General features: G+C 52.5%; 14 protein-coding genes. 3 read left to right on the top strand and 11 right to left on the bottom strand.

What is annotated here, in order from left to right; all coding sequences use genetic code 11:
* Positions 1-47 precede the first annotated feature (47 nt).
* From HXY34_02480 to HXY34_02450, 7 genes are all read right to left on the bottom strand, one after another.
* Positions 48-578, bottom strand: a complete 531-nt coding sequence (locus HXY34_02480; GenBank protein NWF94984.1) for a hypothetical protein — start codon at positions 576-578, stop codon at positions 48-50.
* Between the two features lie 4 nt (positions 579-582).
* A complete protein-coding gene (locus HXY34_02475) occupies positions 583-1,395 on the bottom strand; it encodes an ABC transporter permease subunit (GenBank protein NWF94983.1) in 813 nt (270 codons plus the stop codon).
* A complete protein-coding gene (locus tag HXY34_02470; protein ID NWF94982.1) occupies positions 1,388-2,305 on the bottom strand; it encodes an ABC transporter ATP-binding protein in 918 nt (305 codons plus the stop codon). The genes HXY34_02475 and HXY34_02470 overlap by 8 nt, the downstream gene beginning before the upstream one ends.
* A 1-nt stretch (position 2,306) precedes the next feature.
* The gene (locus HXY34_02465; GenBank protein NWF94981.1) at positions 2,307-3,275 is read right to left on the bottom strand and encodes a hypothetical protein; all 969 of its coding nucleotides are present in this window, start codon (positions 3,273-3,275) and stop codon (positions 2,307-2,309) included.
* Positions 3,276-3,445: 170 nt separating this feature from the next.
* Complete coding sequence (locus tag HXY34_02460; GenBank protein ID NWF94980.1) at positions 3,446-3,889, bottom strand: hypothetical protein; 444 nt, start codon at positions 3,887-3,889, stop codon at positions 3,446-3,448.
* Between the two features lie 285 nt (positions 3,890-4,174).
* Positions 4,175-4,459 carry a hypothetical protein gene (locus tag HXY34_02455; GenBank protein ID NWF94979.1) on the bottom strand — a complete coding sequence of 95 codons (285 nt, stop codon included), beginning with the start codon at positions 4,457-4,459 and terminating at the stop codon, positions 4,175-4,177.
* A gap of 243 nt (positions 4,460-4,702) precedes the next feature.
* Positions 4,703-5,596, bottom strand: coding sequence for a tetratricopeptide repeat protein (locus HXY34_02450; protein NWF94978.1), 894 nt, complete (start codon positions 5,594-5,596; stop codon positions 4,703-4,705).
* A gap of 156 nt (positions 5,597-5,752) precedes the next feature.
* On the opposite strand from HXY34_02450, the gene HXY34_02445 reads away from it, so the two are divergent.
* Both HXY34_02445 and HXY34_02440 read left to right on the top strand, forming a co-directional pair.
* Positions 5,753-6,229, top strand: coding sequence for a flavodoxin-like domain-containing protein (locus HXY34_02445; protein ID NWF94977.1), 477 nt, complete (start codon positions 5,753-5,755; stop codon positions 6,227-6,229).
* 377 nt (positions 6,230-6,606) lie between these two features.
* On the top strand, positions 6,607-6,948 hold the full coding sequence (locus tag HXY34_02440; protein NWF94976.1) for a hypothetical protein: 342 nt from the start codon (positions 6,607-6,609) through the stop codon (positions 6,946-6,948).
* A gap of 12 nt (positions 6,949-6,960) precedes the next feature.
* Here the strand turns inward: HXY34_02440 and HXY34_02435 are convergent, their stop codons facing one another.
* Together HXY34_02435 and HXY34_02430 are read right to left on the bottom strand one after the other, a co-directional pair.
* Positions 6,961-7,416 (bottom strand): endonuclease, encoded by a 456-nt coding sequence (locus tag HXY34_02435; GenBank protein ID NWF94975.1) that lies wholly within the window; start codon positions 7,414-7,416, stop codon positions 6,961-6,963.
* Positions 7,417-7,584: 168 nt separating this feature from the next.
* On the bottom strand, positions 7,585-7,971 hold the full coding sequence (locus tag HXY34_02430; GenBank protein NWF94974.1) for an NfeD family protein: 387 nt from the start codon (positions 7,969-7,971) through the stop codon (positions 7,585-7,587).
* A 70-nt stretch (positions 7,972-8,041) separates the two neighbouring features.
* Between HXY34_02430 and HXY34_02425 the strand changes: the two genes are divergently transcribed.
* Entirely contained in the window at positions 8,042-9,247 is a 1,206-nt protein-coding gene (locus tag HXY34_02425) for an MFS transporter (protein NWF94973.1), read from the top strand.
* On the opposite strand, the gene HXY34_02420 is transcribed toward HXY34_02425, so the two are convergent.
* Both HXY34_02420 and HXY34_02415 read right to left on the bottom strand, forming a co-directional pair.
* Positions 9,244-11,052 carry a chloride channel protein gene (locus HXY34_02420; GenBank protein ID NWF94972.1) on the bottom strand — a complete coding sequence of 603 codons (1,809 nt, stop codon included), beginning with the start codon at positions 11,050-11,052 and terminating at the stop codon, positions 9,244-9,246. The two genes, HXY34_02425 and HXY34_02420, sit on opposite strands and share 4 nt — an antisense overlap.
* A 124-nt stretch (positions 11,053-11,176) precedes the next feature.
* Complete coding sequence (locus HXY34_02415) at positions 11,177-12,526, bottom strand: MFS transporter (protein ID NWF94971.1); 1,350 nt, start codon at positions 12,524-12,526, stop codon at positions 11,177-11,179.
* Positions 12,527-12,691 lie beyond the last annotated feature (165 nt).

Raw genomic sequence — 12,691 nt, 5'->3', positions numbered from 1 at the left:
AGTCAAGGAAACTCAGTCTTGCAGTAGGATCGCGCAGAAACAAGAGCCTAATCGTTGTGTTTTTGGGGATTGAGAGGCATGGGAGGCGCAGGTTTCAAGGGCACGGTCTGCCTGGTATGCTTCTGGATGAACACAAAGAGAACCGTGAAGGTCAGGAGTATTAGTCCAGTCACTAGTGGGGCCAACTGTGGCGGTATTGAAGACACAGTGACGTATACGCTGACCGTACGACTCTCGTTTGTTTCCACAAGTACGCCGTAGATGTCGGGTACTGGGAAGTGAAGAAGCAGTGAAATCTCGGAAGCTCCAGCTGCATTTGCCAAGGGTGTCGTATTGACAAGACTGCCTTCCCTGATGCTCGTCAGATAATCCTCTTCGGTCAGGACGAATACGCTGAGTGTCACAACTTCAGGGTCTATGACTCGTGCGTGAATCTCAGTATATGATATCGCCTTGAAAGACAGAGCACCGTACGATTGATTCGAAATCTGGAGCTGCTGGCTGACAGGTACGTAGCTAATAGTAGACCCCAGCAGCATGACGAGGGAAACCACAAGAAACAGTCTGACAGTTCGCAACCTATCACACCTCTAGTCTCCTGAACAACATGAAGCATATAGCGAACAATGCGGCTGCGACTCCAACTGAAAGCACAAGATAGATGGGAATCTCCGTTGCGAGAAGTGCCGAGCTTGTGCCGTCTTGTCCCCCAATTGCGAGGATAGCGGCAGGAAGCGGGAGGAAGACTGATAGCGCTCTGATATCTTTGAGTCCCATCGAGAATAGGTACTGGAGGACGTACCAGAAAGCAACTCCTCCCAGAGCCGCCACCGACACACGCTTGAAAACCACTGAAACCAGAGTTCCAAATGCAACCAACAAGATGATGTGTACCACAGTCGCGCTCATCAGAAGGGACAAGTCGCCCAGTGCTAGGCCTGAAGGTAGCAGAAAGACTACGGCGAATGTGATGCCTAGAATCGAGGTGAGTGCAGTCACCACGGTAATCAGCAGGACTTTGGACTCCAAAAGCCATTCTCTTTTCGTTGGATATGACAAGAGTGTCTTCAGAGTGCCATCCTCAATGCAGCCAGCTACAGATATCGAAGTGAGTATCGGCACGATGAATGCCAGGGGATGCATGAGTCCAGCGAAGCAGGAGATTGTCGACCAACGAAGGGTGTTGTTGAAGATGTCGGAGTACTGCTGTGCCGGCAGCGTTCCGTTCCAGCTTGGTGAACGTCCGATATTGATGGATGAAGTAGCAGGAACAAATGATGTAAGGAAGGTCATAAGTAGGATTAGCGCAAGCAGCAACTCCATGATGGGAAAGCGGTACGTATACTCGCTCTCCATCTGTACGAGGTTCATGAATCGTCTAAACACTCTACTCATTATCCATCACCACTTCATATGCATCTTCGAGCGACATAGATGGTTCAATTGCGTGAACTCCGAGATTCTCAGTCATACTCAAGTTCCGCAGGTGGTCCTGCAGGTCTTCTGTCCATTCCCTCTCCGCAGTGACTGTGACCAGTGTGCTACCGGTTACTCTGGCGGATCTGACGCCCTTGATTGCCCCTGCTCTTGATGCGAATGCCTCGGGCATGGATGTCCGGACCCTCCAGACACCCTGAGCGTATCTGGACAGGATGTCCGCTATGGAGCCAGAGTCGAGTACTCTCCCATTCTTCATGAATGCAATCGAGTCACAGGCACGTTCTAGTTCCGATAGAATATGGGACGAGATGAAAAACGAAACACCGGTACTGCGATACATCTCGACGACTAGGTCAATCGTCTCGCGTCTTCCTTTCACATCGAGGTTGACGGTTGGTTCATCAAGAATCACAAGCTCAGGGTTACCTGCAAACGCTTGAGCAAGTCCGAGTCGTTGGTGCATGCCGGCTGAAAGCTTACCGATAGGTCGCTCTCCTGCGTACGCCAACCCCACCATTTCAAGGAGCTCTTCCGAAGTCCGCCTATCTTCGTACATCCTGCACACCCTGTCGAGGTATGCACGCACCTTCATCGCCTTCGGGAATGTTGCTCGCTCGTGAAGCACGCCAATCCTCTCTCTAATCTCGTAGGAGTTGTGCACTACATCCTGACCCAATACGCTGGCCTCGCCGCTCGTGGGTTTCGCCAGACCCAAGAGAATCCGGATTAGTGTTGTCTTGCCTGCGCCGTTGGGTCCAACAAGGCCAAACACTCCGGGTTTTACAACAAGAGTCATATTGTCCAGAGCTAAGACGTCCACAAAGGATTTGCTGAGATTCTTTGTTTGGATGATGTAGTCTGCCATTTCAGTGCATTCCTCTTAGACTGCCTTTTTGACGCTTCTTCCGCTCTTCCTTGAGCAGCCTCTTCCTCATTCTCCGCCTATTGTGTCTGATTCTGACTAGACTTGCAGCAGAAACAGTGCCAATCGCAACCAGAAGAGAACCTACGACTGCAGGCATATCGAGTACGCCTCCAAAGGTATTAGATTGACCAGTCGGATCAGGCACGGTGAGTGGGGGTCCAATGTTGCAGTTGGTTTGGGCTAGAGTCAACATCACATCAATCCTTTCAATCCCATGCAGACCGAGGAGGAAGGGGTCGGCCGGTCCCCTGTCCTCCCTGAGAAGAAGTCCCGAGTCTCGATCGTAGAAACTCGTCCAATTCTGTTGGGCGCCCATAAGTGTGACAGATGAGAGAACAGACCTGACTTCATGCACACCCAGTGGACCCATATCAAGAAACACCATACCACCCAACACTCCAGTGGCAGCTGGTCCAATGGCGTTCAACCTGGATATTGTGAAGCTGTTGACGGGCTGAACCTCGGAAATGTCTAGCCAAAGACGCATGAAGCCAACCTCTACCGCGCCATCTTCGGACATGACCGACATGGTGGAAGTACTGAACTGGACTCTCTTGGTTGATTGGTGTATGTCTTGGATGGAAAGAGCGGACTCCATAAGAATGAAGCCATTGTCTAGGGAGAGCGAAGATAGACGAAGGGTTCCATTCTGGACTCCAGGCACTTCCGCAGGGGTGTCAATGCGGGTGCCATTGAAGAAGAGCAGATGTCTGAAGAATAACCGATACATCAGGTATTGTCCCGGAGCAAATGATGGAGCATCATTGATTGCGTAGACAGGTATGGGTGCCTGTAAGATGGAGAGGGATGCTGTCAGCATCAAGATTGTGACAGCACTCGCCGAGAAACCGTTCTTTTTTGGGTGGACAGAGTTGGACACAGGAGTCTTGTCAATCCTAGGAAACGGCACTGGGGTCACTCCTTGAGGTCTCGTGAAGTGTCGGACCGACCTCAGGAGTTGTGTGACTGCACAGAGGCATGTACGCACCACCCTGCGTATTTCCAAGACGGCCCAACTTCGCTGCAGCTGCTGCCAACCCATGTTGGTCTTCGTCTCGGCCCTCTCCTTTGGTACCTAAGCTAATACAAAACCCCAGTCCAATACCCACTGGCATAGACCCAGAGGTAGGCAGTGTGGTAGTAGTGATTAATCCAAACATAGCCCCACGGAGTCGGGATGGAAAGACCGTTCTCCCACGAACAGGTTCCCCAAACGTACTCGTTGTATATTCCTGTGTAGGTAGTATAGCTGTGGACAACGTTGGTATACACGACACCAGGCCAGTAGCAGGAATAGGATACAGTGTCCCATGCCTGGTCGATTATGTATCTCCCACTGCCGTAGTGAGAATCGACGTCAAGACGGTAGTAGAGCTCGCCAACGACCCACGACGGGACTAATGCGTCCACCATTGTATGGTGGATGACACCTTGCGTGTGTGTAGCTGCGACTGTCGGAATCATTGCGATTCCCAAAACGGCAACTGCCACCACAGCTAGAACAAGAGGATTCACTTCTCTCATAGTATACGCACCCCTCTTGAGATCTCCAAGAATGTGGGAAGAAACCGAGAATGATACAGTTAAGCGTTACGCCCGGAGTGAGTCTGTTGTGAAATCACAGGAGATGTAGGACACTATAACACCACATTTGGGACACCACCTGTCACCTAGACCTCTCTGAGTGTTCGAGGGGCCAGTTACAGATGTGCAGGAGTCCTGTCCTGTTTCCAAGCGAAGCATGCGTGTGTGTGGTTGTAGTACTCCATGTACGCGTCCAGTTCCAGTCCCATGCGACCGCACTCCTGGTCAATCGTGCGATGCAACCGCTCCACCTTCCCGATGGTCTGAGGATGGTTCCTTCCTCCTCGCACGCGCATACTGCACTCTGTTCTTGATGCACCACTTCTGTCTGGAACACACTGACTGACCCCTCTGCCTCTGAATGACGGGCACGAACACCGACCCGTTGTCCGTCAGCACCTGCAATGGGTGTCCGTGCCTCTTCGCAGAGTCCCGGAGTGTTTCAAGGACCACCTTTGAGGACGGGCTCTCGCACTCCACGCTTGAGATGAGGTACCCAACGGCTGGCATCGTTTGAACACACCACTGCCCCTCAGGGCAGTAAGTATTGAGTCTAACATGTGTTCCTGAGGGACAGTGGACCCTCTTCTTCCCTTCGGTCATCCTTAACTTGACATCTACATCTCCAGTGTGAATTCACAGAACACAATGTGCAGATTGCTCTACTCTTCAAGTGCTGAGCTGGACTTCAGACGCTTTGCAGTCTTACCCAAGGGATAGTCAGGAGTGAATAAAGAACTTTAGCCATATCCATCACGGCACGGCCTGTTTTTTCATAGCAGTCGCAATGTTCGCCCGCGCGGCCTCAAAATGCGGGTCAATCCTCAGGGCCCGGTTAAAACACTCGATGGCACGTTTCACCAGACCCTTCTCTCTGAGAACCACACCCAAGTTGTTCCACCCCTTCGCGTCATCGGGAACAATCTCAACGTACCGCTCCAACAGAGGGATGGCTTCTGGCCATCGCTCGATGAACCAGAGTGAGGTCCCCTGTCTGAACAGTATTTGCGGTTGAGCTGAGTCTAGAGAGAGGCTGGTGGCATAGAACTCGGAGGCTCGTGTGTAGTTGCCGGACTCGTAGCAGATGTGACCAGCCATGTTCAGTGCTTTGATTGAGGAGGGGTTCAGGTCAATAGCCATGTTGAGGCTCACACTTGCTGCATTGAACTTGCCTAGTCGTGCTTGGCAGAGTCCTCGCAGCTCCCAGACCTCATAGCTCTCTTCGTACAGGTCTATGATGTCCGATGTGACGGCAATCACGGTCTCGCAGACCCCGGTTTCGAATGCCGTCCTGACCAGAGAGAGTAGAGGCTCGAGTTCTCGGCCACCCAGTCGATGGTAGAGACTGAGTGCCTCCACTGCCTCTTTGGACTTGTTCATCTCCAGCAGCAGCATCCCGAGGTGCTTGGCGGGGTCAGTCCAGCTCGAGTCAATACTCATGGCCTCTCTGAAGCATTTGCACGCTTCCTCATACTCTTTCAGCGCTTGGTGTACGAGACCCAGAAGATTCCAAGTCGGTGCATGCTGACGATTGATCATGAGGGCGGAGTTCAAAGACTCCTTAGCAGCGTACATCTCACCGAAACTATAGAAACGCTCACCCCGAGTGTACAGGGCTTCCAGCACATCTGACGAGTCTTGCTCCATCGGACAGTCTCCCTTTGAATCACCGTGTAGTCTTGCTGAGCAAAGACATGGAAGCCGATGAAACAACCAGTAGAAGACCTTTGTGCGCTCGTACTCGTGCTGACATATCGCACTGTCCAGTCGCCCACAGCCAAATGCACATAAGACACACTGGCCATGCCACACATTATGGTGAAGGCGGTCATCGTATACGATACCAAGTATGGCAATACGAAACTCATTGCTGAGGCCATCAAGCAGGGCATGGAGAGTGCAGGGCTTTCAGATGTACTCGTCACATCAATAGAAGGAACTCACACAGGCGACCTTGCCCGCTATGATGTGGTCATCTTTGGTTGTCCGAATCACAACCAGGGGCCATCCCTCACTATGCAGAAGCACATAGAACGTGTCGCAACTGTTGGTCTGAGTGGCAAGACGGGAGCGGCCTTCGACACGTATCAAGGTCATAACATGGGGATAGCCGTGAAGAAGCTAGAAAACATGATCAGGCAGAGACTGCCGGGTATCCGACTTCTGGTTGAGGGCTTCTCTGCAAAGGTGGAGAGTAGGACGGGTCCTCTTGTCAGTGGTGAGATCAATAGAGCGAGCGAATTTGGTGTACGCATAGTGCAGACACTGATGAAACTCTGAGTTGCCGACAGTGTGGCAGGTGCGCTGAAACACCTGGTCCGGTCATGGTCCTCAAGGACATAGTGTATGCCATTTGCGTAACATGTCATCCTATCGACGAGGTCAAGGAGCACACACACTGAGGACACAAGTGGTATGTATGCAACAATGAAGGAGAGCGCATCCAGATTCTGTTCTTCCATACTGCACCTGTCACTACTAGCGAACTAGAAGAGAGGCCTCAGAGGCTCCGCATGGTAGCGCAATCGCATCCGGGGCAGAGGACCCATCCCAGCTTATCTTATATCATATTGATGCGTATTTTATCTGCGTCGCTGGTTCTACACGAGAACTGACGAGATAGTACACGGGTCACAGCAAGGCCGGGAGTGTTGGCAGTGCAACTTGAGACAGACCTAGCCATAAGGAGTGCTGAGAAGAGCAGTTGTGGTCAATGCAGTTGCGTGATAATCTATAAGGGAAATCACTGCGTCTTCTGCACACCCGCATTCGAGCTTCTGAAGAATGCACTCGCTGAATATGGGCTTGACGAGTCCATCGTATCCGAGGTGAGTATAGAGGATGGCTGTGAGTGTGGATGCGATGTTGACATTGCCGGCATTCCGGCAATCAGAATCTGCAGAGAGCTGATACATGGTGTCCCTCAAGAAGACCATCTTCGTGACTCACTGATGCAAGCCATGATGAAGAGCTGCTTTCAGGACTCACGCAACGAGTGATAGACTGAGTCGTCAAAGGTCTACCCGGATGGTTTCCCATCTGACACGGCCAGCCTCTACAGCCTCCTTTATCCTCTGTTCGGTCTTGTTAAGAGCTGCGCCGCCAGTCTTGACATCCGCAAGTACAACCGTGATTGGTCTGTCCGAACCCTCATCTTTCACTGACGAGTACCCATCAAATATCACATAATCCACCGGAGAACCGATGAAGCGCGCATCTGAGGGCTCGTATCTGAATACGTGACGCAGGAGAGGTACAATTTGCTCAGTTATCTTGCCTTTCAACACGTACCTGCTTCTCGTCGCAGCATCCTCCCTTACTCTTGACTCCTGTTCTGCCCATAGCCGTCTGAACTCCGCTTCCACAAGGGAAATCCGATGTTTGAGTCTAAGAGTCATGATCAGGTACACAGTCAGAGCGATGAGAAGGCCCACTCCCAGACCTAGTATGGCATCCTCTAGGGGCATATGAGGAAGGAGAACACTCCGGAATATATCCCGTAGTAATAGCTGGAGTACATCACGATTCAGTAGAGTATCAAGTAGTGATCTGTTGGAACAGCATGGCGAGCGGACATCAGGGAGAAGTGTGCACAATCAACACCAATGATACGTGCTGCCAAGAACACAGCATCGTCATTTCTGAGGCCGGACAACTAGTCTCAGACCTTCACGTACCACAATCATGACGTCCATTCCACAGGGGATGGAACCTGTTTCACATCGAGCTTCCCATATCTCTGCCCCGACCTTTACCTTTCCTCCGGTGGGAGTGACCGTCTCGTAGACCCTGCCACTCTGACCACTCAGGTCGTAGTTCGCATATGATTCGTCACCGAGAACTGGGTAGATGACATAGTACTTCACAGCTAGGAACAGGGGTGTACCAACCAGTGCAATCAGCACGGCAGGCAGGAAATACTCGGGAACTAAAACCAACAAGAGCGCCAACACGATAGGGATTAGCAATAACTCGTCAATGGTTATGACAAGGAACTTAGCTCTCTTTGAGAGTTTCGTCATTTCAGCTCACCGGACTGCCACTCAAGTCCGAATATGTGACTACTGAACAAAGGTTTTGTGCTCGATGTAGTTGGATACGCACCGCGCGCTTAATATCGAGCGTCTGCTCGGCAATGCGACAGGGGACTATGTGAAGACTGAGATCATCCAAGCCACGGCAGGGGCTGCCACTCTGTCAGCCGTCACGTACATTCCAATCATGGCTCGTAGTGAGCTGGGTGCAGATGACTTCTACATCACAATGCTGGTTGCCTCATACGCAGCCGCATCGTTCTTCGCGTCTTATCTCTTCGGCCGCGCAGGCGACATCTACGGGAGAAGACTGATCCTGCGTGTGGGCCTTCTGACGGCGCTAGTGAGCTTCGGATTGATATGGTTTGCATACACACCTGAAATGCTGCTCGTGATAAGGCTGTTCAATGGCTTCTCGGTTGGCATGTATCCCGGGGCGCTGGCCGCCTACGCCTATGACTCGAAGATGAGGATGGGGCGATTTGCCTCGTTTGGCGCGGTGGGATGGGGATTTGGCACAATACTTGCAGGTTATGCCGCAGGCTTCGAGGTCCGACTTGCGTTCTTGGTTGCAACTCTGTTCTTTCTTGTAGCGTTCTTGAGCGCAATGACTCTGCCCACAACCCAAAGAACCCACATGAGAGTACCACTCTTTCCCGTAGAGACCTTCAGACGCAATATGTCGGTGTATTGCGCAGTCCTCGTCCGTCACAGCAGCGCATCTGCCATCTGGACACTCTGGCCACTGTTCCTTGTCTACATCGGGGGTGACACGCTGACGATTGGCATCGTGCAGGCAACCAACTCACTATCGCAGGTCGTGTTCATGTTAGGGCTTGCAGACCGGTTCCGTAGCAGGAACCTCATCATCTTGGGCCTTGCATTCTCCTCGCTCACCTTCTACTGGTTCACTCTTGCCTCTAACATAGTCGAAATACTGCCGGCTCAAGTACTGCTCGGTCTCTCGTGGTCGTGTCTCTATGTAGGAGCCCTGAAGTATGTCACCGAGCGAAACGAGGAGCGTGCCACTGCCACTGGGCTCCTCCAGTCAATGCTCGCAATATCGGGGGTGCTTGGCCCTCTCATTGCAAGCGGGCTCATCACCATCTGGCAGGGCAGTCTGGCCTATACAGCCATCATGTCGTTCGGGGCAGTCATGTCAATCCTCGCCCTCGCACTCTTCATGCTGACATACAGGGAGGCGGCGATACCAAGCATACAGACTCAACCAAGTATCACAACCAAGACCAGCACCGAGTACTAGGTCGTGTCGCCAAGATAGTCCTCAAGGAAGGCACCCTTCATCTTCAGTAGTGTGACTGCAGACTCGTAAGCGCGAAAGACGTCGGTCTTCGTGAGAAAACCGACCATCCGCCCCGGTTCCGCCGGGTCCATGACGACTGCATGTCCCTCCTGCTTCTGCATCATGAGGTGAAGTACTTCATCAATCGAGGCTGATGGAGGCACAACGAGATAGTCCCTCGTCATCAGGTCGGAGACTCTGTATTCACATCCTGATGCATCACAGCGGTTCTCAAGTACCTCAGTAATCACAGTGCCGACAAGGGTACCTCTGTCATCAACAACCGGGAACTTGGTGTGGTGCGTGTCTCTGACAACCCGAAGTGCTTCGGATGTGGTCATCTCGGGACGCAGGACCACAGGCTTCACGGTCATCACAGCAGAAGCCCGTACGCTTCTTAGAGCGTCGATGTATACTCCGCGTCTGAGAAGAATGCCGCGTCTGCGCAGCTTCACTGTGTAAATGCTGTCAGTGCTGATGGCAGAAGACACAACGAATGAGCTGGAGACCGCCACCATAAGTGGTAGAATCAGGTGATATCCCCCGGTCACCTCCATGATCAAGACAATACATGTCACTGGAACGTGCGCTGCACCAGCAAAGACCGCCGCCATTCCTACGAGTGCATACGCCATGGGATTCTCTACAGCCCAAGGTGCGGCCCAGTGAAAAACCATGCCGAATGCGCCTCCTAGACCTGCGCCAATGAAGAGAGTAGGAGCAAATATGCCCCCGGAGCCGCCAGACCCAACAGAGAAGGATGTGGCGAACATCTTCATGACCGCGAACACGACGAGCGCGACAAGAGTGGCCTTTCCCAACAGAGCAGAATTGATGAAGGCATAGCCGTCGCCCATCACAGCAGGCAGACTGACTGATTCAAGCGGGTCAGCCTCATAATTGAGCACACCCCCAAGGATGACGGCGATGACCCCTAGCACGCCTGTCAGTGCTGCACCAAGGCATGGCTTGAGAACTGTGGGGAACTTGGCCTTGGAGAACAGCCCCTCGAAGAGGTAGAACAGGCGCACCCAGCCCTTGCTCAGCACCCCGGACGCAATGCCAAGCACTAGATAGAACAGTAGCTCCAACACGTTTGTGAAGACGAATGGAGGTGTGACAAAAGGGCTAGAGGAATCACCGATGATTGTCGTCATGACTGCAACGCTCACCACGGAGGCAAGGATTACCGGCACAGCAGATATCGCAGTCAGTTCACCCACGAGAATCTCAATCCCAAAGATAGTACCACCCAGAGGTGCACCAAATATCGCCGCAATCCCTGAGGAGGTCCCACAGACCACCAGTGTCCGCGTCGCCTTCTTGTCCAGTCGGAACCTCTGCGCAAGAGCGGATCCGACACCGGAGCCAATCTGCGAGATTGGCCCCTCTTGCCCAGCGGAGCCACCAGAACCGATAGTGAGGGCGGCGGTGATTGTCTTGACAAGTGGCACACGCGGGCGAATTCGTCCGTCGCGAAGGACATAGGACTCCATGACCTCGGGGACCCCATGGCCGCCAGTTTCATGTGCGAATCGTGAGACAATCAGGCCACTAAGCAGAGCTCCCGCAGCTGGCGTCACTACCCATGCAATCAGTCCAATCTGGGTGGACAGTGACGAGGACAGCATATTGAGCTGAGCTATGGCGATTCTCAGCACAGCCGCGGCCAATCCGGACAACGCGCCTGTCAGAGAGGCAAGGGCGAGAATGACCATCTGTTGTTGTCTGATGAATGAGTTCAGTATGGCCTTCGTGCGATTCACTTCACCTGAGCCGCCTTATTCTTGCATCGAGGTGAGCGTACCAGTACTGGTCTTAAGGCTAGTGTAGAGGAGTTGACCGTACTCATCAATGAGCACGGTCAACGGCAGTCGGTTCTACAGACTACTACTCCCCTGCTGGCAAGGCACTGTGAGGGGCGTCGACCTCCACATCACCGACCTCGCCTGATCGCACCATGGACATGAACAGCAGGGCCACTATCATGAACACTACCGAAGTCGGGAAGAGCATACCAATGCTGGTCATGTCAAAGATGAACCCTGAGAGGAACGGGCCAAGGATGGCAGCCGACATGCTGGCTGAATAGTATATACCTGTCCCTGCCCCCAGTCGTGCGCGACCCAGCAGTTGCCAGATCATCACAATCGAGTTCACATTAATGAATGCCCAGCCAATCCCTCCGACAACAAAGACAATGAGGATGACAATAGGGTCGTGGATAAAGTACAGCATAGCAAGAACAGAGGTCATTATGATAATCCCGACCATGATCGTGTTCTTTCGCCCCAGCTTCCCTGCGACAATTCCTGCGGGGATGGCAAATACAACGAAAGAGACAGCAATGCCACCAAGTAGGAATGATGCGTTGTTCTCGGGGATACTCAGTATCTCAACGCCGTACTTAGTGAACCATGTCTCAATCGAGTTGTAGGAGAAGAACCAGAAGAAGATGGCGCCCATGAGCATGAGGACAGACTTGTCCGAACTGAGAGAGACGGACTTGAACGCCTGGACAACACCCATCTCCTTCTGCACATCTGTTGGAGGCACCTTGGGCTCCTTTATCACCACGAAGAGGAGCACCACAGCAGCAATCATGATGATTGATGTTGTGAGAAATGCAAGAATCTTCCCGGACTGCTCAGCAGTGACACCTAATAGGGCACCAACTCCTGCGTCTTGTATTCCGTATATCCGGGACGCAATGAAGAAGGCATAGATCGCGCCCAGTCCGCCCATCATGTTGATGACACCGTTGGCCTTTGAACGGAGTTCAGAGGGGACAAGGTCAGGCATGAGAGCGACTACAGGTGCTCTGTAGAAGGCCATGGACACATTGAAGACTGTGAGAGCGGCGAACATGAACCAAAAGCCAAACAACGCCCATCCATAGGCAATTAGCACGAAGAACACGGCGGCAATGGGTGTTCCAATCATTATGAATGGCATTCTGCGCCCGAATCTTGTTCGGACCTTGTCGCTCTTGGCACCGATGTAAGGTTGCAGTATCAGTGCCGCTATGTTGTCTAGGACCATGATCAGTCCGATTATGGTGTTCTGAAGGTCACCAGTGATGAAGTCTGGCAGAAATCGAGCCGGCAAATACGAGTTGTATACGCCCCAGCTGACACCGGTTGTGAAGAAACCAAGGCCTATCGCAAACACGTAGAGCCAGCGCATTCTCGGTGGAGTCGTTGACTGTCCACCACTAGAAACTGAAGCATCCTCAGTCATTTGAAAGAGCCCCTTTTGGTTGAGTGTACGAGTACACAACCCCTATAATAGCATCACCGTCCGCAGGCCACTGTCTCAGGGGTTCATGCGCCGGCCGATGTCAGCCGAGTCAGGCTACAGCTGCTCGCATTGATTGATGCCGGGCCTGAAGAGCGACCTTGTACG

The sequence above is a fragment of the Candidatus Thorarchaeota archaeon genome, assembly GCA_013388835.1.
Lineage (GTDB): Archaea > Asgardarchaeota > Thorarchaeia > Thorarchaeales > Thorarchaeaceae > JACAEL01.
This window is presented reverse-complemented; position numbering and strand designations above follow the sequence as displayed.

Bases quoted from the DNA above. Each gene is read 5' to 3' on its own strand.
- HXY34_02475 (NWF94983.1), bottom strand. From the start codon at position 1,395: ATGAGTAGAGTGTTTAGACGATTCATGAACCTCGTACAGATGGAGAGC.
- HXY34_02470 (NWF94982.1), bottom strand. From the start codon at position 2,305: ATGGCAGACTACATCATCCAAACAAAGAATCTCAGCAAATCCTTTGTG.
- HXY34_02460 (NWF94980.1), bottom strand. From the start codon at position 3,889: ATGAGAGAAGTGAATCCTCTTGTTCTAGCTGTGGTGGCAGTTGCCGTT.
- HXY34_02455 (NWF94979.1), bottom strand. From the start codon at position 4,459: ATGCCAGCCGTTGGGTACCTCATCTCAAGCGTGGAGTGCGAGAGCCCG.
- HXY34_02450 (NWF94978.1), bottom strand. From the start codon at position 5,596: ATGGAGCAAGACTCGTCAGATGTGCTGGAAGCCCTGTACACTCGGGGT.
- HXY34_02445 (NWF94977.1), top strand. From the start codon at position 5,753: ATGCCACACATTATGGTGAAGGCGGTCATCGTATACGATACCAAGTAT.
- HXY34_02435 (NWF94975.1), bottom strand. From the start codon at position 7,416: ATGCCCCTAGAGGATGCCATACTAGGTCTGGGAGTGGGCCTTCTCATC.
- HXY34_02430 (NWF94974.1), bottom strand. From the start codon at position 7,971: ATGACGAAACTCTCAAAGAGAGCTAAGTTCCTTGTCATAACCATTGAC.
- HXY34_02415 (NWF94971.1), bottom strand. From the start codon at position 12,526: ATGACTGAGGATGCTTCAGTTTCTAGTGGTGGACAGTCAACGACTCCA.